Consider the following 18,795-nt stretch of genomic DNA (forward strand, 5'->3'; position numbering starts at 1 on the left):
CGGCCAAGAAGGAGACGCTTGAATGACATCCCCCTCGCCGCCGGACACAACCTGCGCCACGCACCAACCACTGGCCGGCGTACGCGTGCTCGACCTCACGCGCCTGCTACCCGGCCCCGCCGCCACGCGCCACCTGGCCGACCTCGGCGCCGAAGTCATCAAGATCGAAGACCCCGGCCCCGGCGACTACGCCCGCGACATGCTGCGCTCGGCCGCCGACCGCGCGGCCGAACGCCCGAGCCTGTTCTTCCGCGCGCTCAATCGCGGCAAAACCGAAATGCGGCTCGACCTGAAAGCTGCTGAAGACCGCGAAGCCCTGATTGAACTCGTGCGCCATGCGGATGTGCTGATCGAAAGCTTCCGCCCCGGCGTGATGGCGCGTCTCGGCGTCGGCTGGGACACGCTGCGCACGGCCAACCCGGCGCTCGTGATGTGCTCCATCAGCGGCTACGGCCAGGACGGCCCGCTCGCGCAAGCAGCCGGCCACGACATCAACTACGTCGGCTACGCGGGCATGCTAGACCAACTGGCCAGCGCTGATGGCACGCCCATCGTCCCGAATGTACAGATCGGCGACCTGCTAGGTGGTGCGTTGACGGCGGTGGTCGGCATCCTCGCTGCGCTGGTCGATGCACGCGCCACCGGTCGCGGCCGGTACATCGACGTATCGATGACGGACTCCGTATTCGCGCACAATCTCATGGCGTTCTTTGCCGTCGGCGCACATGGCAAAGCAAGCCCCGCCGGCACCGACCTGCTCAACGGCGGCGTGCCGTGCTACGGGGTCTATCGCACAGCAGATGACCGTTTCATGGCCGTCGGCGCGCTGGAGTTGAAGTTCTGGCAGACGATGTGCGACGTACTCGACAAGCCTGAATGGAAAGACCGGCACTGGGCGCTCGGCCAGCGCATCGGCGGCAAGGAGGCCTGCGCTATTCGCACGGAACTCGGCGCGCTGTTCCTTACCGCCACCCAGGCCGAATGGGTTGCACGTTTTGCCGGGGTCGATTGCTGTGTCACGCCCGTATTGCGCATGGAAGAGGCGATGCAACACCCGCTCTTTGTCGAGCGCAACAGCGTGATCCAGGAGAATGGCGAGCCAGTGCAGCTCGCCCTGCCGCTACGGTTTAGCGACTGATCCGGCGCGTTCCAACGCGTCCAGCAGGCGTGCGGCGTCTTCCAATTGATGCTGGCTGAACACGCGAATGCCGTGCTGACGCAGCAGCGCGGCAGTGACGCCCTCACCCGGTTGCAGTTGGCTGGAAAACGTTCCGTCGTAGAGAAATGCGGAACCACACGATGGGCTGCGCTCGGTGAGTACGGCGACTTGCACACCGGCTTCTTGCGCAGCCTCCAGGGCTCGTTGCGCACCCTGTACAAAGGCTTCGGTCACATCATGGCCGTGATGCTCGACCACGCGAGCCATCCCTTGCAATACGGCTGCACCACCACCTGCGCCATGGATTTCTGCAGGCAGGCGCGGCACGGGCAAACCGCCGGCCATCTCGGGGCACATCGGCACGATGCGCCCTTCCATCTGCCAACGCGCCAGAATGCCGCCTTCGGTGACGACCGTGCCGCCGTCGTAACGTACCGGCTGGCCCAGCAGGCAGGCGCTCACCAGTACGCGTTGCATGGTTGACGGCTCCGGCTTAGCGACGCTCGCGGCGGATCATCGCCACCACCAGCGTCAGGGCCAGAATCACCATCCACACCAGCGACCACGCCGGAATCGACAACCCAAAGATCGGCGGCGTAGGCGCCGTGCACAGACCGTCGGATTCAAACACCTGCGGCAACCACTTCGCCGTGGGTAGCGCGTTGACCCAGTTTTCGATCGGATCGATACCGCACGTCGCCGTGGGGTTCAGCAGCAGCGACACGTGATACCCGGCCACGCAAATGCCCGCCAGCGCGGACAGCATGCCCAGCCCATGCCACAGCAACCGCGTGGCCGACGACAACGCCGCCAGCAACGAGAACACGCCGATGCCCACAAACGCAAACCGCTGCAGCACGCACAGCGGGCAAGGCTGTAGCCCCTGGACGTGTTGCAGGTACAGCGCATAACCGACCAGCCCGAAGGCGATCACGGCAATCAGCAGGAAAAAGGCGCGCGAATTGGCTTGCATAGCGGCGTCAGGTCAGAAGAGTCACGGAGAAAAGTTGGCGGATTATCGCACTGCAACGGCACGCGCATTGCCAATGGCAGCAGCGACACCGTTGCAAATATTTGAAGGATCAAGCCTCCAACGCCCGCACCCGGTCAATCGCCTGTTCAATGCGCTCAACCGCAATCACCTCCAGCCCATCAATCGACTGCTTCGGCGCATTGGCTTTCGGGATGACGGCGATCGAGAAACCCAGCTTAGCGGCCTCCTTGAGCCGCTCCTGGCCGCGCGGCGTCGGGCGAATCTCTCCGGCCAGGCCGATCTCGCCAAACACCACCAGACCGCGTGGCAGCGGCTTATTGCGCATGGACGAATGAATCGCCAGCAACACCGCCAAGTCGGCCGCCGGCTCGGTGATCTTCACCCCGCCCACGGCATTGAGAAACACGTCTTGGTCAAAGCACGCAATGCCGGCGTGGCGATGCAGCACCGCCAGCAGCATCGCCAGGCGGTTCTGCTCCAGCCCCACCGCCAGGCGACGTGGGTTCGGCACGTTGGCCGTATCCACCAGCGCTTGGATTTCCACCAGCAGTGGCCGCGTGCCCTCCTGCGTGACCAGCACGCACGAGCCCGGCACCACCTGCTCATGCTGCGACAGAAACAGCGCCGACGGGTTGGCCACCCCGCGCAGCCCGCGCTCCGTCATCGCAAACACGCCCAATTCGTTGACGGCACCAAAGCGGTTCTTGAACGCGCGCACCAGCCGGTAGGCCGAATGCGTATCGCCCTCGAAATACAGCACCGTATCGACGATGTGCTCCAGCACGCGCGGGCCCGCCAGCGCGCCTTCCTTGGTCACGTGGCCGACGAGGATGGTCGTCACGTCGAGCCGCTTGGCGATGCGCGTGAGCTGCGCCGCGCATTCGCGCACCTGCGCCACAGAGCCCGGCGCCGAGGTCAGCGCCTCCGAGTACAGCGTCTGAATGGAATCGATGACGACGACTTCGGGCTTCTCCGTCTCGATGGTCGCCTGGATGCGCTCGAGCTGAATCTCCGCCAACAGCGCCAGGCTGTCGCTTTCAATGCCCAGGCGATGCGCACGCAGCGCGATCTGCGCGCCGGATTCTTCGCCGCTCACATACAGCACGCGGCGCGTGGCCGACAGGTTGGCCAACGCCTGCAGCAGCAGCGTCGATTTGCCGATGCCCGGATCGCCGCCGATCAGCACCACACCGCCGCCAACCAGGCCACCGCCCAGCACGCGGTCAAATTCGTCGATGCCGCTGGAGAAGCGCGGCACGTCCACCGCGTCGATGTCCGACAGCTTGCGCACGGTCGCGCTCAATGCCAGCGACTGGAAGCGCGCGCCCGCGCCGGATGTCGGCTGCGCCACGGTTTCCACCAGCGTGTTCCATTGCTGGCAATGCGGGCACTGCCCCGCCCATTTCGGTGCCGTGCCACCGCACTCGGTGCACGTATAGACCGTCTTGCTCTTGGCCAAACAACCCCCTGCTGACGGCGCCGCACGAGCGGCGGCTGCCGTTTGATTTTCTAATGACGGTGCTGCGCTTACGCGGCCTTGCCCAGTTCGCTGGCGCCTGAAGTGCTAACAGGCTCGACCACCACCGGCACGCGCGGCGCCAAGGCGCACATCAACTCATAACCCACGGTGCCCGAGGCTTGCGCCACATCGTCGATGGGCAAGCCTTCGCCCCACAGCGTGACCGCCGTACCGACGCGCGCTTCGGGCACGCTGGTCAGGTCCACTGTGATCATGTCCATCGACACGCGACCCACGATGTGCGTACGTACGCCATCGACGAGCACCGGCGTATGGTTGCCGTCCCAGCCCGGTGCATGGCGCGGGTAGCCATCGGCATAACCGCACGCCACGATGCCGATGCGCATCGGCTGCTCCACCTTGAAGCGCGACCCGTAGCCCACCGTTGCGCCCGGCTGCAGGTCCTGGATGGCGATCAGTTCGCTCTTGAGTGACATGGCGGGCATCAGGCCGGTGCCTTCAATATCGGCGGCCACACCCGTTGGCGAGGCGCCATACATGATCACACCCGGGCGCACCCAGTCCCGATGCGCCTTGGGGTGCCACAGCGTGGCGGCGGAATTGGAAAGTGATGCTTCGCCGGGCAGCCCTTGCGTGGCCTGCTCAAACGCGGCGATCTGGTGATCAATCCCGCGCGGGCCATCCGCATCGGAAAAGTGCGTCATATGGACGATGGTGCCGATGCCCGAGATGGCGCGGGCACGCTCCCAGGCGGCACGGTAGGCAGCGGGCGCAAAGCCCAGGCGGCTCATGCCCGTGTTGATCTTGAGTTGCACGCTGATGGGCCCTTTCAGGCGCGCCAGTTCCAGCATGCGCAGTTGCTCTTCGTTGTGGACAGTCGTGGTCAGGCGGTATTGCTCGACGATCGTAAGATCTTCCGGCTTGAAGAAGCCTTCGAGCAGCAGAACCGGCCCCTGCCAGCCGAGTTGACGCAGGCGAACGGCCTCGTCCAGGTCGAGCAGGCCAAAGCCATCGGTCTGGCGCAGCCCTTCATACGCGCGCTCAATACCGTGCCCATAGGCATTGGCTTTGACGACCGCCCACACGCGCGAATTGGGCGCGTGGCGGCGGGCAACCTGGAGATTATTGGCAAGTGCGGAGCCGTGGATGACGGCTTGGATAGGTCTTGGCATGACGACAAACCTGCAGAACGTGGGAGCGACAAGTGCGCTTGTAGCGCGAGGTCGATGTTGCAATGCAATAAGCACGCGATTGGGCCAAACGGATGCGCCCGGCCCCTCGCGACGAACGTTCTATTTGACCACAGCGCGCCCGGTGGTTCGCGCTTTCCCGGCGGGGTCGCTCAAAAGAAAGTGTTTCGGCGTCACCGGGAGGGCACAAGTTTCATGATATAAAGCCGTTCAATTTAGGCATGGGAACACCGACGTGATGCGCTGGCTGCATAAGGAAAGTTGGGCAATGACCACTTCTCTTTACGCGACAACGTTACAAGCGGCGTCACATCCGGTTTGAACATGCAACCAGGCGAAAACAAAACCCGCACCGGGCGGAACGCATGTCCCGGACGCCTGTCAGTGAAGATTCCCGCGGTTGTCCGGCGATGCCTGCCTTGCAGCATGAATCGGGCCCCGCGCCAGGGAACCACAGCAAGGGGAGCCCGCGCGGGCACCGGCATGGATGCCGCAATCGCGCGCGTGTGCGCTGCTCGGCCGGTCAGCCGATGCGCCGCATGGCCGGCTACCCCAGGGGGAAGCTTCCGAATGCCGGCTCGCTGCCGACACGTCGCGAAGACAGGAATGGCACCGCGGTCTACGGGGACGAATTCGAAGGTATGAAGAAGGGCTTTTACACCATCATGGCGGCGCAGTTTTTCTCGTCGCTCGCCGACAATGCGCTGCTGATCGCCGCCATCGCCCTTCTCACAGAGATGCACGCCCCGCAGTGGATGACGCCGCTACTCAAGCTGTTCTTCGTGCTGTCTTATGTTTTGCTTGCTGCCTTCGTGGGTGCGTTTGCCGATTCCCGCCCCAAGGGTAAGGTGATGCTCATCACCAATGCCATCAAGCTGCTGGGCTGCGGCGTCATGTTGACGGGCCTGCACCCCTTGCTGGCGTATGGCGTGGTCGGTTTTGGTGCAGCAGCGTATTCACCAGCCAAGTACGGCATCCTGACTGAACTCCTCCCCCCAGAAAAACTCGTTGCCGCCAATGGCTGGATCGAAGGGCTGACCGTCGGCTCCATCATCCTCGGCACCGTGCTGGGCGGCGCACTGATCTCCAAGCATGTGTCGACGTGGCTGCTGTCATTCGACATTCCCGGGTTGGAACGCATCGACACGCCAGCCGAAGCGGCCATGCTGGTGATCATGGCCATCTACCTGATCGCGGCGCTGTTCAACATGCGCATTCCCGATACCGGCGCACGCTACCCGCAGCAGGAAAAGAACCCGGTACGTCTCGTTGCAGAATTTGCCGACTGCTTCAACGCCCTGTGGCGCGACAAGCTGGGCCAGATTTCCCTGGCGGTGACGACGCTGTTCTGGGGTGCAGGCGCCACGCTGCAATTCATCGTGCTGAAGTGGGCCGAGCAATCACTGGAGCTGAACCTGTCACAAGGCGCCATCCTGCAGGCCGTGGTTGCCGTGGGCGTGGCTGCCGGCGCCATGGCCGCCGCCGTGAAGATACCGCTGCGCCGCTCGCTCGACGTGCTGCCCGTGGGCGTGGCGATGGGCGTGGTGGTCATGCTGATGGCGTTCTACACGAAGCACACGATTCCCGAGGTCACCTTCCACATCGGCGAGATGAAACTGCCGCTGTACATGCTGATCGCCTACCTGTTCCTGATGGTGGTGGGCGCCATGTCGGGCTTCTTCGTTGTGCCGATGAATGCGCTGCTGCAGCACCGCGGGCACGTACTGCTCTCGGCCGGTCACTCCATCGCCGTGCAGAACTTCAATGAGAACGTTTCGGTGCTGTTGATGCTGTGCCTGTACGCTCTGCTCATCAAGCTGAATGTGTCGGTGGGCGTGGTGATCGTCTCGTTCGGCATCTTCGTGTGCGTGACAATGGCGCTGGTCATGCAACGCCATCGCCGGAACGAACGCGTATTCCACACCGCCGCCCTCATCGGCGAAGACAAGCACCACTGACTGATCAACTGCGGCAGGGGCAGCCGCCCCGTCAGGCGAATGCGGCTTACTGGCCGCCGCGCTCCGCATAGACCTTGCGCGCCAGGCAAAGGTCTTCCCACGCACGGGCCTTGTCGGTAAGCGTGCGCAGCAGATACGCCGGGTGATACGTCACCACCACCGGCACGCCTTCCACCTCGTGCACCTTGCCACGCAGTTTGCTCACGGGCGTCTGCGTCTGCAGCAGGTTTTGCGCGGCAATACGACCCAGCACGACGATGATGCGCGGCTTGACCAGCGCAATCTGACGCTTGAGATACGGGTCGCACATCGCAGCCTCGTCCGGCTCTGGGTCACGGTTCCCCGGTGGCCGGCACTTGAGCACGTTGGCGATGAACACGCCTTTCTCGCGCGACAGGCCGACGGCACGCAGCATGCTGTCGAGCAGCTTGCCAGCCTGACCGACAAAGGGCTCGCCTTGCTTGTCCTCGTTCTCGCCAGGAGCTTCGCCAATCAGCATCCACTCCGCCTGCCGATCGCCCACGCCAAAGACGGTATTCGTGCGGCGCTCGCACAGCTTGCAGGACGTGCAGTTGGAAACGGCAGCTTCGAGTTCCGCCCAGTCGAACGCGGCGATGCGCTGGGCCCGGGGGATAGCCGTATCAGACGGAGCCTCTGCGGCGAGCGCTTCGACTTGCGCAATGACAGGCTCGGCCACAACGACGGCAGCGGCAGCGGCCGCCTCAACCTCTACCGCAACCGGCGGTTCGGCCACGGCAACCTCGACGGTCTCCAGCATAGCCGGCTCAGCGCCGCGCAATGTCCATTCGGTGGAAACGCCCAGCGCTTCCAGCATGCGGGATCGACGATTCATGCGGCTTCCACCCCACTGGCTTCGCAGGCGATGCGCATGACGACCGCATCCTCCCGCGTGTTGTTCTCGGCCGGGTAATAGCGCTTGCGTCGCCCGATCTCGGCAAACCCGACACGGCGATACAGCGCAATCGCGCCGGTATTGGACGGTCGCACCTCGAGCAGCAAGCTCCCGAAGCCGTGCACCAGCGTGAGCGCCACCGCCAGACGCAGCAGCCAACGGCCCAGACCTTGCCGTTGCCACGTGGGCGCGACGGTCACATTCAGCAGGTGCATCTCGTCGACCACGGGCATCAGGATCAGGTAGCCCGCGACCTCGTTGCCGCCATCGCGCAACACGATGCCGAGGTGGCCCGACTTGAGCGAATCCTCAAAGTTGCCGCGCGACCACGGAAACGTAAAGGCCGTCTGCTCCACAGCGGCGACACCAGCCACGTCCAGTGCGGTCATACGCTCCGCACGCCAGCCCGCCGGCAGCGGTGTCTGCGTGATGACGCTGGCGAGCGCGCTGTCGATCAGGCTCATGGCTGCGCACCTGTTGCGGCTTTGGCTTGCTGCACGGCTTGCCGCTCTTCAATGGTGAGCGCCACCTTGTCGCGCACATAGAGCGGCGCTGCGTCTTCCGGGCGCACCGTGTGCCCCGCGGCCAGCAGGCGTAGACCGATGGTCACGATCTCGCGCGCATGCGGCGCGACTTCGGGCAGCACGGCGGCCGCACCGGTCGCAATGCTCAGTTGGTCACCGAACACCGCGGCGGCGTTGCCGGCCAGCCAATACGGCTGCGGCGGTGCTGCCACGCCCTGCGGCCCACTCACCTGAATGGCGGACAACGCGTGCCAGCCAGAAGCATCCTGCGCGACATCGACGGGGATAAAGCTGGCCCAATAGCACTCGTCCATGCGGGCATCGAGCGCGACGGTCACGGCTGTACCGACGGGGAGCGTCGCACGCGTCTGCTCAGCACAGGCAACCAGCGAATTGACCTGCACGATCGGCAGGTCGGCGCCAAACGCCAAACCCTGCGCCACACCGCACGCAGTGCGCAGGCCGGTGAACGAGCCCGGGCCGGCACCAAAGGCAATCGCGGCACAATCGGCCAGGGCGATGCCCGCCTCGGCCAGCAACTCAGCGGCCGCTGGCAGCACGCGGCTGCTTGAGCGCGGACCGGTGTGTTCATGGCGGAACAGCGTGCGCGTGCCGTCACCAAGGGCGACGGAACAGAACTCGGTGGAGGTATCGAAAGCGAGAATCCAAGGCATGGCGGCATTGTACCGGCTGGTGTGGCGGCTGAACGCCCAAACCGGCACCCGCTCACCCCGAAACCAAACGGAAAACCGAAGCCATCCTCGAATTCAAACGGCACGACCGCGCGACCCCGGCGCTATCATCGCCAGACCATTGATTTCAGCCGGGAACCATCATGAGCGACTTGCAAGCCCGTTTCGACCAAGCCCAAATCGACGTCAAGGGCCTCTCCGAGCGCCCTGCCAACATGACGCTGCTGCGCCTGTACGCGCTCTACAAGCAAGGCGCCGAAGGCGACGCACACGGCGACAAGCCGGGCTTTACCGACATCGTCGGCCGCTACAAGTTTGAAGCGTGGGAAGGCCTGAAAGGCACCTCGCAAGACGAGGCGAAGCAGAAGTACATCGACCTTGTCGAAGAGCTGAAGAGCGGCGCGACGACCTGATCGTCGAATCGCCAGTCGAAGAACCGGGCCCAGCGCCCGGTTTTTTATTGCGCGGCGGGAATGGCGGACGGCATATCGCGCCGGCGCATGCGCCACGCGGCCACCACCGCCAGCGCGCAGAGCGTACCGAGAAAGATGAAGGTCTCGTCGAAAGCGAGGATGCGTGCTTCGGGGTCGACCGCTGCGCCGTGCACCGTCTCGATGCCGCGTGTCGCCAGTCGCCATTGCAGGAAAATCCCCGTGGCGGACACGCCGATCGCCCCGCCGAGTTGCCGCAGGAAATTGACGGCGCTGGAGCCCTGCGGGATCAACGTGAAATCGACGCCACGCATGGCGCCCAGGCTGAGCGACGGCAGCACGAAGCCCAACCCGATGCGCCCGATGATGGCGATGGCGATCAGCAGCAGATAGCTCGTGGCGCGCGTGTTGGTTGCCATCAGAAAGAAGGACGCCGCCAGCGCGGCGAGCCCGAACGACACCAGCCGGAACGGCTCGATGCGATTGGTCAGGCGCCCGGCCAGCATGATCGTCACGGCGAGCACCAGCCCGGCGGGCAGCAGCACCAACCCCGCGCGCGACGGCGCATATGCCAGCGCCACCTGCATGTACACCGGCACCAGATACGTCGAGCCGTACAACCCTGCCCCATAGATGAAGGCAACCACCGCGCCCATCGCAAACTGCCGGTAGCTGAAGAGTCGCAGATCCAGCAATGGTGATTCCACCCGCCGCTGCCAGAACACAAACCCCGCCACGCAGACGGCCGAGATCAGCATCAGCACCGCGCCGTGCACGGTATCGCTATGCAGCGCCACCAGCCCGTTGAGCAGCGAGACGGTCGCGGCGCCGATCAGCAGCAGACCGCGCCAGTCGAGCGGCTTGGGCTCGCCCGCCATCGACGAGTTGATCGCCATGAAACGCCGCGCCATCGCCCAGCCAATCAACGTGAACGGCATCACAACAAAGAAGATCGAGCGCCAGCCGAACAGCTCGACGAGAAAGCCGCCCACGCTCGGGCCGACAGCTGGCGCCAGCACCACGCCAAAGCCGAACAGGCCGAACGCCTTGCCCTGCTCGCGCTCAGGAAATACGCGCAGGATCAGGATGTTGGGCAGCGGCTGCATGATGCCGGCGGCAACGCCCTCCACCACCCGCATGGCAATCATCACGCCGTAATTGGGCGACAAGCCACCGGCCAACCCGCCTACACCCAGCAGCAACAGCGCGCCGATGAACGTGCGCCGCAGCCCGAAGCGCAGCAGCAGCCAGGGCGTGAGCAGCATCGACAAGGTCATCGCCACCATGAAGCTGGCCGACACCCACTGCGCCCGCTCCTGCCCCAGCACGAAATGCCGGCTCAGATCGGGAATCGCCACGTTGACGATCGTGGCCGAAATGACGGACGACACCGCGCCCACCATCAGCGTGAAGAGCACGAGCCACTTGAAGCGCTCGCCGTAACGCGCGCGCAGGGCCTCCAGGGTGGGCGTGAATGTCGTCATGGTCTCGTTCTAGTGCTGTGTGAGACGACTATGTGGGCGAGCAAACCCGGCCAGCGCCTCCTCCAGCGCCGGCCGGGTGGGATACGTCAGCCGAGACGGCCGGTAGCAGCAATCTCGCGGATGCGTCGCACCGTATCGATGTCGGATTCGCGGTAGGCGGATTTGACGATCTCGGCGTAGCGCGTGTCGCCGGTTTCATCGGCGTTGGGCAGCGTGGTGTCGTAGACGAAGCGGATGAACGTGCTGTTCGCGTCGTTCGACTCGATCGTCATGGTGAGCGAGCCGCCGGCGTGTTCCCCGGTAGCGGCCGTGGTGTAGGTCACACGCTTGTGCGGTTCCAGCGTCACGCGGTCTTGGATGCGCGCCTTGCCGAAGACAAGTTCACGCTCGACCCAGCCGTCGCCTTCGGCGGTGATGTTGCATTCGTCCAGGCTTTCGACGAATTCGGTCTGTTCTCGCACGCGCAGCACCAGGCCTTGCCAGATCTGGTTCAGGGTGAGCGTATCGATGAGGGGGTTCAGTGGATCGTTGACTTCCACCAGGTGTTCAAAGCGCAAAGCGGCCTCCGCAAGATTTTCCGACATTATCGCGCGGCAGCGCCGAAATGAAAAAACGCCGGCGGGTTGCCCCAGCCGGCGTTTCCATTGCGACCTAAGCGTCGCTTAGCTTCAGATCTCTTCGTACAGCGGCAGCGTCAGGAATTCCGCAAAGTCTTCCGACGTCGACATCTGTTCGAAGATCACTGCAGCGCGGTCAAAGTGGCCCACCGCGCCCGTCTCCTTCACCTTGGCCAATTCTTCCGGGATCAGCTTGCGCACGAGATCGGCCGTGACCTTCGTGCCGTCTTCCAGCTTGCCCTTGGGCGAGCGGATCCACTGCCACACTTGCGAGCGCGAGATCTCAGCGGTGGCGGCATCTTCCATCAGGTTGTGGATCGGCACGCAACCGTTGCCGGCCAGCCAGGCACCCAGGTAGTGGATGCCGACGTTGATGTTCATGCGCAGGCCATGTTCCGTGATCGGCGTTTCCGGCTGGAAGTCCAGCAGGTCGGCGGCCTTCACTTCCACGTCCGGGCGTTGCTTCTCGAACTGGTTCAGCTTGTCGCCCAGCACGGCCACGAATTCCTTCATGGCCGGTTCGACCAGACCCGGGTGCGCCACCCAGCCGCCGTCGTAGCCGTCGGTCGCGTCACGCTTCTTGTCGCCGATGATGCCGGCCATGGCGATGGCGTTCTTCTCCGGATCGTTCTTGATCGGGATCAGCGCGCTCATGCCGCCAATGGCGGGCGCGCCGCGCTTGTGGCAGGTCTTGAGCAGCAGCAGCGCATAGGCACGCATGAACGGCGCGGTCATCGTCACCTTGGCGCGATCGGCCAGGCAGAAGTTCTTGTCGACCTTGAACTTCTTGATGCACGAGAAGATGTAGTCCCAGCGGCCGGCGTTCAGGCCCGCGCTGTGCTCGCGCAGTTCATACAGGATTTCTTCCATCTCGAACGCGGCGAGGATGGTTTCGATCAGCACGGTGGCCTTGATCGTGCCTTGCGGCAGGCCGATCTCGTTCTGTGCCATCACGAAGATGTCGTTCCACAGGCGCGCTTCCAGATGGCTTTCCATCTTCGGCAGGTAGAAGAACGGGCCCGCGCCGCGAGCAATCTGCTCCTTGGCGTTGTGGAACAGGAACAGCGCGAAGTCAAAGATGCCGCCGGAGACGCGTTCGCCGTCGATCAGCACGTGCTTCTCGTCCAGGTGCCAGCCGCGCGGACGCACTTGCAGCGTGGCGATCTTGTCGTTGAGCTTGTACGTCTTGCCGTTCTGCTCGAGCGTGAGCGTGCGGCGGATGGCGGCCTTCAGGTTGACCTGACCCTGGATCTGGTTGTGCCAGTTGGGCGAGTTGGAATCCTCGAAGTCGGTCATGTAGCTGTCCGCGCCGGAGTTGAACGCGTTGATGACCATCTTGGCGTCCACGGGGCCGGTGATTTCCACGCGACGGCAGTGCAGCGCCTGCGGGATCGGGGCAACCTTCCAGTCGCCTTCACGGATGGCCTTGGTCTCGGCCAGGAAGTCCGGGCGCTCGCCGGCGTCCAGGCGTTTGGCGCGCGCAACGCGGGCAGCCAGCAGCTCTTTGCGACGCGGCTGGAAGGCACGGTGCAGCTTGGCGACCAGCGTCAGTGCTTCGGGGGTCAGAATGTCTTCGTAGGCCGGCAGGATCTCGGCCTTGATCTCCATGCCTTGAGGCAGCGTGAGCGCCATGGTTGTTCTCCAGAGGATGATGTGAGGGTTGAACGCGTTTTTTCTGACTTTGGTCCTATGGTTGGACCGATTAAGTCAATTGTCTTGCCTGTACAAACTGAAGCAGGTCCCGCATGTCGTGGCCAGCCGCGGTGGGCGCCACGTCGAGCGCCTCGGGCGGATGCCCCAGGCGGTTGATCCAGAAGGTTGTGAAGCCGTACCACGTCGCGCCGCAGGCATCCCAGCCGTTGGACGACACAAACAGAATCTGTTCCGCCGGCACGCCAAAGGCATGGGGCGCCAGCGCATAGGCTTGCGGCGCGGTCTTGTACAGCTTGACCGCATCGACAGAGAGTACGTGATCGAACAGCCCCGACATGCCCGCGCTCTTCACGGCAATGTCGAGCATCTGCGGGTTGCCGTTGGAGAGGATGCCCAGCGGCAGCCCCATCTCGCGCAGGCGACGCAGTGCAGGCACGTTCTCGGGAAACGCCGACAGGCACGCATATTCGCGCATCAGCGTGGCTTCGTCATGAGCGGACAGCTCGACGCCGAGGCGGGCCGCCGCATAGCGCAGCGCATCAACGGTGATGTCCCAGAACGGCTTGTAATGCTCCCCCGCTGGACCTGCCAGCGAGCGAATGCGCGTGTAGTCGATCTGCTTGTCGCGCCAGAGCACCGACAGTGCCTCCCCCTTGCCGACAAAGAGTTGCTCGGCGCGCGCAGCCACGGAATACACGTCGAACAACGTGCCATAGGCATCGAAGACCACCGCGCGAATCGAAGACATTGAGCCAGCTCCACGGACCCGAAGATCGTGCACCCTGCTTGTTCTGGTGTGTTCCACCCGGCAGAACGCCTCTCCGACCTTCGCAACGAGGCTCATTCTAGAAAAGCTGACGCGCTGCACAAAGACGGCAATGGTCACTTGATCTTTAACTTTTACCCAACGAATGACGAGTGATAACCTTTATATTCGTCACTATCCGCGCTTTCCGATACATTCCATCCCATGTCGTTGTGGACACAATTTTGGTCAGTCGTGCAGTTCATCCCGGTTGCACGACTTGCGCTGTATGGCGTGCTCGCCTTGGTCGCCGGGCTGACGTTCGGCGTCTTGGCAGCATGGTTGTTGCACCGCGCTGGGCTGCTGCGTCGTCAGACGCGCGCCGGACATTGGGCGGCGCGGCTGTACTTCGTCTACCTGCCTGCGGTGCTCGCGCTGTTTGCGATGCAGGCCGCGCTGGTGCTGTGCGTGGAAAACACGCTAACGGACCATCTGCAAGCGGCGCGCCCGGCCATCCGGTCCTTTACGCAGCAAGCACTGGGCACCGCACGGCCTCAACTGCAGGCACTGCTTGATCAGAATCCGCAGTTGTCGACCGTTTCCATCGAAGGCGTGGCGGACGCCGCCATCGACGGAGCAGCGCAAACGCCGGGCGCACTGACCGACGGCGCGCTGCGCAAACTGGCTGCCGCTGGCGCAGTCGTGCTGGGTGCGCACGCTTTCCGCGAAACCATCAAGGACGTGCTGGCGCATCAACTGGAAAAGCTCGCCCATATCGATGCGCAGACCACGCGTATTGCACTGAGCCAGTCGCTGGCAACGTTAGCCGATGGGGAGTTTGTTGTGCGTGTGCTAGCCCAGCGGATGCACGTGTTTTTTGTTTCGCTCTATCGCGGTGTCGGGTTGCATTGCCTGTTCTGGCTCGCCCTGGCTGCGGTGGAGATCGGCTTCGCGCGGTGGCGCTGGCGCAAGACATCGCGCAAGACACCGATATCGCGGGAGTGTCCCACCCCGCAGCACTGAGATCAGCATGGCTCAACTCAAGCAGCTCGAAACGTTTGTCTCCGTGGCGACGCGCGGCAGCCTGTCTGCCGCGGCTGCGGCCGAGGGTGTGGCGCCAGCCATCATCGGGCGCCGCATCGATGCATTGGAGGAGCGCCTGGGCGTGAAGCTCCTCGTGCGCACCACGCGGCGCATCACCCTGACGTTCGAGGGTTCGGCGTTTCTGGAAGACTGCCAGCGCATTCTCAACGACCTGCACAACGCCGAGGCCAGCGTTTCCGCCGGCGGCGTGAAGGCCAGCGGGCACCTGCGCGTGACGGCGCCGGCGGGCTTCGGCCGCCGCCACGTCGCGCCGATGGTGCCGGACTTCATCGAGGCGCATCCGGATGTATCCATGACGCTGGACCTGGGTGACCGCGTGGTTGACCTCGTCAACGAAGGGTTCGACTGCGCGATCCGCCTCGGGGATCTCCCCGACTCCAGCCTGGTGTCGATCCGCCTGTGGGAGAACCGCCGCGTGGTCGTGGCCGCGCCAAGCTACCTGGAACGCCACGGCGTGCCCACTCAGGTGGAGCATCTCGCCAGCCACAACTGCCTGGCCTTCGGCGCGAGCGCCAACGTGCAGCGCGGCTGGGCATTCCAGCAAGGCGGCAAGGCCGTCACCGTAAAGGTATCGGGCACCATGGAATGCACGGACGGCGCGGTGCTGCGCGAGTGGTGCCTGCAAGGCCATGGCCTGGCGTGGCGCTCGTGGTGGGAAGTCGGGCACGACATCGCCACGGGCAAACTGGTGACGGTGCTCGATGCGTTCGAAGCGCCGCCGATCGGCATCCACGCGGTGTTTCCGCAGCGCAAGCACTTGCCATTGCGCGTGCGGCTGTTCATTGATTTCCTGAAGAATACGTACGGCAACCCGGCGTACTGGCGCCGCGCAGATGCCCTCATCGGAATGGACTAGCCATCACCCCGAGTGGGTGGGGCATGGCGTGCGGCCTACAATCAAGACAACGCACCCCTGCGCGTTTCTCATCCCTTGGAGGCCGTATGTTTCAGCACATCCTCATCCCGACCGATGGTTCTGAACTGTCGCGCAAGGCGGTGGCAGGCGCGCTCGACTTTGCCAAGACGCTCGGCGCGCGCCTGACGGCCTATACGTGTCTGGAGGAATATCCGTACACGCCCTTCTCCGAGATCGTCGTGGAGACCCCGCAGGCCTTCAAGGAACGCGTGGAGGCGCAGGCGCGCGTGGTACTCAAGGACGTTGAAGACGCCGCCCGCGGCGCCGGCATCGAGTGCGACACCGACATGAGCTGCTTTGCCGTGCCCTACATGGGCATCATCGACGCGGCCGAGCGCCATGGCTGCGATGTGATCTTCATGGCATCGCATGGCCGGCGTGGGCTCGCCGGATTGCTGCTTGGCAGCGAAACGCAGAAGGTACTGACCCACACCGAGATTCCCGTGATTGTGTATCGCTAGCTTCACATCCGGCCGCATCGCGCCGCGTCCGCATCGCCCGCCCAGCCGCCTTTTCGAGGCGGCTTTCTTTTTGTCCTTGACTCTTGGCTTGTCGATGCATACAACTTTGTACACAAAACTAAATATTCATGTGTACAGATTTGCGCACAATGACCGCACGGTTTGAAACCGGCATAAGGACCAAGGAGACAGCATGACCACGACCACCGCTTCGGCGGCACCCGCGGTGCATCCGCCTGATTCGCACCCCCACGTCATCCTCAAGCCGCAGTACGACCCGCGGCTCACCAATGAAGACCTCGCCCCGCTACGCAAGCAAACCTGGGGCAGCTACAACATCTTCGCGTTCTGGATGTCCGATGTGCACAGCGTGGGCGGGTATCTGACCGCTGCGAGCCTGTTTTCGTTGGGCCTTTCCAGCTTGCAGGTGCTGTTTGCGCTGCTAGTCGGCATCGTGATCGTGCAGTTCTTTTGCAACCTCGTTGCCCGGCCGAGTCAGGCCACCGGCACACCGTATCCGGTGATCTGCCGGGCGTCGTTTGGGGTGCTGGGTGCCAACATTCCGGCCATCATCCGCGGGCTGATTGCGGTGGCGTGGTACGGCATCCAGACGTACTTGGCGTCGAGCGCGTTCCTGGTGCTGGCGCTGAAGTTCATGCCGCAGCTCGCGCCGTATGCGGATGTCACGCAGCACGGCTTTGTCGGCCTGTCGACGCTCGGCTGGGCGGCGTTCATGCTGCTATGGGTGCTGCAGGCGTTTGTGTTCTGGCACGGCATGGAATCGATCCGCAAGTTCATCGACTGGGCCGGCCCGGCGGTATACGTGGTGATGATCGCCCTGGCCCTTTGGCTGGTGCACAAGGCAGGCTGGGAGAACATCAACCTCACGCTCTCGTTCCTCAAATACCAAGGCTGGGATGCGGTGCCGGTGATCCTCGGCGGGATCGCGCTGGTGGTGTCGTACTTCTCCGGCCCGATGCTCAACTTTGGGGATTTCTCCCGCTACGGCAAGGATTTCACCTCGGTCAGGCGTGGCAACTTCTGGGGCTTGCCGATCAACTTCCTGGGCTTTGCGCTGCTGACCGTCATCACCACATCGGCCACGCTGCCGGTATTTGGCGAACTGATCTCCGACCCGGTGGCCATCGTGGCGCGCATCGACCACGTGACGGCGGTGGTCATCGGCGCGTTGACGTTCATGATCGCGACCATCGGCATCAACATCGTCGCCAACTTTGTCTCGCCAGCGTTCGACTTCTCCAACGTGGCGCCGCAGCACATCAGTTGGCGTACGGGCGGCATGATCGCTGCGGTGGCGTCGATCTTCATCACGCCATGGAATCTCTACAACAACCCCGAGGTGATCCATTACACGATCGACGTGCTGGGCGCGTTCATCGGCCCGCTGTTCGGCATCCTGATTGCGGATTACTACTTCGTGCGCCGCAAACACGTGGATGTGGACGACCTCTATTCGATGCGCCCCACGGGCCGCTACTGGTTCCGCAACGGCTACAACCCGGCCGCTGTATGGACGATGATCCCGTCCGCGTTGATCCCGATGGCATGCGTGGTCTTTGAACGGCTGCACGTGCTGGCCAACTACAGCTGGTTCATCGGCGTGGGCATCGCGCTGGTGCTGTACACCGTATTGAGCCGCAAGCAAGGCGACTTCCCTCGTTAATTTACGCACCAACGTCACGCACCAACGTCACGCACCAACGCCAAGCATCCACATCATGGACATTCGCATCATCAACCCCAACACGACCGCCAGCATGACGGCACTCATCGGCCGCTGCGCCCAGGCTGCGGCCGCACCGGGTACGCGCATCCGCGCAGTCAGCCCGAGCATGGGCCCCGCCTCCATCGAGAGCCACTATGACGAGGCGCTCTCCGTACCCGGCATCCTCGAAGAAATCCGCCATGGTGAACGCGATGGCGCTGACGCCTACGTCATCGCGTGCTTTGGCGATCCGGGTCTCTACGCTGCACGCGAACTGGCGCATGGCCCCGTCATCGGCATTGCGGAAGCCGCCATGCACATGGCAAGCCTGATCGGCAACAGCTTCAGCGTCGTCACCACGCTGGAGCGCACCTGCGGCATGGCGTGGCACCTCGCCGAGCGCTACGGCATGCGCCATGCCTGCCGCAACGTCCACGCCAGCGACTTGCCCGTGCTTGATCTGGAGAAACCCGGCTCGGACGCGCGCAACGTCATCCTGCGAGCCTGCCGCGATGCGCTCGCGCAGGACCGCAGCGATTGCATCGTGCTCGGCTGCGCCGGCATGGCCGATCTCTGCGAAGACCTGAGTGCCGAACTCGGCGTGCCCGTGATCGACGGCGTGGTCGCAGCGGTGAAACTGGTCGAGGCGCTGGTCGGCATGCGGCTGTCCACCAGCAAGCGCGGCGATTGGGCCAAGCCGCTGCCCAAGCCCTACACGGGGATGCTGGCACCGTTTGCGCTGGCGTAG

At 63.9% G+C, this 18,795-nt stretch carries 19 protein-coding genes; 8 read left to right on the forward strand and 11 right to left on the reverse strand.

Features of this window, described 5'->3' with window-relative positions:
* The first annotated feature begins 22 nt into the window (after nt 1–22).
* Complete coding sequence (locus tag ACN9M1_RS08325; protein WP_426398736.1) at nt 23–1,138, forward strand: CaiB/BaiF CoA transferase family protein; 1,116 nt, start codon at nt 23–25, stop codon at nt 1,136–1,138.
* Here the strand turns inward: ACN9M1_RS08325 and ACN9M1_RS08330 are convergent.
* The 4 genes from ACN9M1_RS08330 to alr all read right to left on the reverse strand — a co-directional run bounded on the left by ACN9M1_RS08330 (nt 1,121) and on the right by alr (nt 4,805).
* The gene (locus ACN9M1_RS08330; protein WP_426398737.1) at nt 1,121–1,636 is read right to left on the reverse strand and encodes a DUF523 domain-containing protein; all 516 of its coding nucleotides are present in this window, start codon (nt 1,634–1,636) and stop codon (nt 1,121–1,123) included. The two genes, ACN9M1_RS08325 and ACN9M1_RS08330, sit on opposite strands and share 18 nt — an antisense overlap.
* A 16-nt stretch (nt 1,637–1,652) precedes the next feature.
* The gene (locus tag ACN9M1_RS08335; RefSeq protein WP_426398738.1) at nt 1,653–2,132 is read right to left on the reverse strand and encodes a disulfide bond formation protein B; all 480 of its coding nucleotides are present in this window, start codon (nt 2,130–2,132) and stop codon (nt 1,653–1,655) included.
* A gap of 109 nt (nt 2,133–2,241) precedes the next feature.
* On the reverse strand, nt 2,242–3,612 hold the full coding sequence (gene radA / locus ACN9M1_RS08340; protein ID WP_426398739.1) for a DNA repair protein RadA: 1,371 nt from the start codon (nt 3,610–3,612) through the stop codon (nt 2,242–2,244).
* A 68-nt stretch (nt 3,613–3,680) separates the two neighbouring features.
* Nucleotides 3,681–4,805 carry an alanine racemase gene (alr, locus tag ACN9M1_RS08345; RefSeq protein WP_426398740.1) on the reverse strand — a complete coding sequence of 375 codons (1,125 nt, stop codon included), beginning with the start codon at nt 4,803–4,805 and terminating at the stop codon, nt 3,681–3,683.
* A 659-nt stretch (nt 4,806–5,464) separates the two neighbouring features.
* Between alr and lplT the strand changes: the two genes are divergently transcribed.
* A complete protein-coding gene (gene lplT, locus ACN9M1_RS08350; protein WP_426398741.1) occupies nt 5,465–6,781 on the forward strand; it encodes a lysophospholipid transporter LplT in 1,317 nt (438 codons plus the stop codon).
* Between the two features lie 46 nt (nt 6,782–6,827).
* On the opposite strand, the gene ACN9M1_RS08355 is transcribed toward lplT, so the two are convergent.
* From ACN9M1_RS08355 to tsaB, 3 genes are read right to left on the reverse strand one after another with little or no spacing between them, the layout of a single operon-like run.
* Nucleotides 6,828–7,634, reverse strand: coding sequence for a uracil-DNA glycosylase (locus tag ACN9M1_RS08355; protein WP_426398742.1), 807 nt, complete (start codon nt 7,632–7,634; stop codon nt 6,828–6,830).
* Complete coding sequence (gene rimI, locus ACN9M1_RS08360; protein WP_426398743.1) at nt 7,631–8,158, reverse strand: ribosomal protein S18-alanine N-acetyltransferase; 528 nt, start codon at nt 8,156–8,158, stop codon at nt 7,631–7,633. Before rimI ends, ACN9M1_RS08355 begins: the two co-directional genes overlap by 4 nt.
* Entirely contained in the window at nt 8,155–8,892 is a 738-nt protein-coding gene (tsaB, locus tag ACN9M1_RS08365) for a tRNA (adenosine(37)-N6)-threonylcarbamoyltransferase complex dimerization subunit type 1 TsaB (RefSeq protein ID WP_426398744.1), read from the reverse strand. The genes rimI and tsaB overlap by 4 nt, the downstream gene beginning before the upstream one ends.
* A gap of 161 nt (nt 8,893–9,053) precedes the next feature.
* Between tsaB and ACN9M1_RS08370 the strand changes: the two genes are divergently transcribed.
* On the forward strand, nt 9,054–9,323 hold the full coding sequence (locus ACN9M1_RS08370) for an acyl-CoA-binding protein (protein ID WP_004626591.1): 270 nt from the start codon (nt 9,054–9,056) through the stop codon (nt 9,321–9,323).
* Between the two features lie 44 nt (nt 9,324–9,367).
* Here the strand turns inward: ACN9M1_RS08370 and ACN9M1_RS08375 are convergent, their stop codons facing one another.
* The 4 genes from ACN9M1_RS08375 to ACN9M1_RS08390 form a co-directional block, all read right to left on the reverse strand.
* Nucleotides 9,368–10,825 carry a DHA2 family efflux MFS transporter permease subunit gene (locus ACN9M1_RS08375; RefSeq protein WP_426398745.1) on the reverse strand — a complete coding sequence of 486 codons (1,458 nt, stop codon included), beginning with the start codon at nt 10,823–10,825 and terminating at the stop codon, nt 9,368–9,370.
* 86 nt (nt 10,826–10,911) lie between these two features.
* Nucleotides 10,912–11,382 (reverse strand): SRPBCC family protein, encoded by a 471-nt coding sequence (locus ACN9M1_RS08380; RefSeq protein WP_426398746.1) that lies wholly within the window; start codon nt 11,380–11,382, stop codon nt 10,912–10,914.
* A gap of 111 nt (nt 11,383–11,493) precedes the next feature.
* A complete protein-coding gene (gene aceB, locus ACN9M1_RS08385; protein WP_426398747.1) occupies nt 11,494–13,074 on the reverse strand; it encodes a malate synthase A in 1,581 nt (526 codons plus the stop codon).
* 70 nt (nt 13,075–13,144) lie between these two features.
* The gene (locus ACN9M1_RS08390; RefSeq protein WP_426398748.1) at nt 13,145–13,843 is read right to left on the reverse strand and encodes a haloacid dehalogenase type II; all 699 of its coding nucleotides are present in this window, start codon (nt 13,841–13,843) and stop codon (nt 13,145–13,147) included.
* A 252-nt stretch (nt 13,844–14,095) separates the two neighbouring features.
* Between ACN9M1_RS08390 and ACN9M1_RS08395 the strand changes: the two genes are divergently transcribed.
* From ACN9M1_RS08395 to ACN9M1_RS08415, 5 genes are all read left to right on the forward strand, one after another.
* Nucleotides 14,096–14,863, forward strand: coding sequence for a hypothetical protein (locus ACN9M1_RS08395; protein ID WP_426398749.1), 768 nt, complete (start codon nt 14,096–14,098; stop codon nt 14,861–14,863).
* A gap of 7 nt (nt 14,864–14,870) precedes the next feature.
* Nucleotides 14,871–15,800 carry a LysR family transcriptional regulator gene (locus tag ACN9M1_RS08400; RefSeq protein WP_426398750.1) on the forward strand — a complete coding sequence of 310 codons (930 nt, stop codon included), beginning with the start codon at nt 14,871–14,873 and terminating at the stop codon, nt 15,798–15,800.
* Between the two features lie 86 nt (nt 15,801–15,886).
* Nucleotides 15,887–16,321, forward strand: a complete 435-nt coding sequence (locus ACN9M1_RS08405; RefSeq protein WP_426398751.1) for a universal stress protein — start codon at nt 15,887–15,889, stop codon at nt 16,319–16,321.
* Nucleotides 16,322–16,514: 193 nt separating this feature from the next.
* Nucleotides 16,515–18,005: an NCS1 family nucleobase:cation symporter-1 gene (locus ACN9M1_RS08410; RefSeq protein WP_426398752.1), complete on the forward strand. Its 1,491-nt coding sequence runs from the start codon at nt 16,515–16,517 to the stop codon at nt 18,003–18,005.
* A 55-nt stretch (nt 18,006–18,060) separates the two neighbouring features.
* Nucleotides 18,061–18,795: an aspartate/glutamate racemase family protein gene (locus ACN9M1_RS08415; protein ID WP_426398753.1), complete on the forward strand. Its 735-nt coding sequence runs from the start codon at nt 18,061–18,063 to the stop codon at nt 18,793–18,795.

The organism is Ralstonia sp. R-29 (genome assembly GCF_049913345.1).
Classification (GTDB): Bacteria; Pseudomonadota; Gammaproteobacteria; order Burkholderiales; family Burkholderiaceae; genus Ralstonia.

Coding starts and splice junctions, on each gene's coding strand:
- ACN9M1_RS08330 (WP_426398737.1), bottom strand. CDS start 1,636: ATGCAACGCGTACTGGTGAGCGCCTGCCTGCTGGGCCAGCCGGTACGT.
- alr (WP_426398740.1), bottom strand. CDS start 4,805: ATGCCAAGACCTATCCAAGCCGTCATCCACGGCTCCGCACTTGCCAAT.
- ACN9M1_RS08370 (WP_004626591.1), top strand. CDS start 9,054: ATGAGCGACTTGCAAGCCCGTTTCGACCAAGCCCAAATCGACGTCAAG.
- ACN9M1_RS08410 (WP_426398752.1), top strand. CDS start 16,515: ATGACCACGACCACCGCTTCGGCGGCACCCGCGGTGCATCCGCCTGAT.
- ACN9M1_RS08415 (WP_426398753.1), top strand. CDS start 18,061: ATGGACATTCGCATCATCAACCCCAACACGACCGCCAGCATGACGGCA.
- ACN9M1_RS08400 (WP_426398750.1), top strand. CDS start 14,871: ATGGCTCAACTCAAGCAGCTCGAAACGTTTGTCTCCGTGGCGACGCGC.
- ACN9M1_RS08335 (WP_426398738.1), bottom strand. CDS start 2,132: ATGCAAGCCAATTCGCGCGCCTTTTTCCTGCTGATTGCCGTGATCGCC.
- ACN9M1_RS08325 (WP_426398736.1), top strand. CDS start 23: ATGACATCCCCCTCGCCGCCGGACACAACCTGCGCCACGCACCAACCA.
- ACN9M1_RS08355 (WP_426398742.1), bottom strand. CDS start 7,634: ATGAATCGTCGATCCCGCATGCTGGAAGCGCTGGGCGTTTCCACCGAA.
- lplT (WP_426398741.1), top strand. CDS start 5,465: ATGAAGAAGGGCTTTTACACCATCATGGCGGCGCAGTTTTTCTCGTCG.
- rimI (WP_426398743.1), bottom strand. CDS start 8,158: ATGAGCCTGATCGACAGCGCGCTCGCCAGCGTCATCACGCAGACACCG.
- aceB (WP_426398747.1), bottom strand. CDS start 13,074: ATGGCGCTCACGCTGCCTCAAGGCATGGAGATCAAGGCCGAGATCCTG.
- ACN9M1_RS08375 (WP_426398745.1), bottom strand. CDS start 10,825: ATGACGACATTCACGCCCACCCTGGAGGCCCTGCGCGCGCGTTACGGC.
- ACN9M1_RS08405 (WP_426398751.1), top strand. CDS start 15,887: ATGTTTCAGCACATCCTCATCCCGACCGATGGTTCTGAACTGTCGCGC.
- ACN9M1_RS08390 (WP_426398748.1), bottom strand. CDS start 13,843: ATGTCTTCGATTCGCGCGGTGGTCTTCGATGCCTATGGCACGTTGTTC.
- tsaB (WP_426398744.1), bottom strand. CDS start 8,892: ATGCCTTGGATTCTCGCTTTCGATACCTCCACCGAGTTCTGTTCCGTC.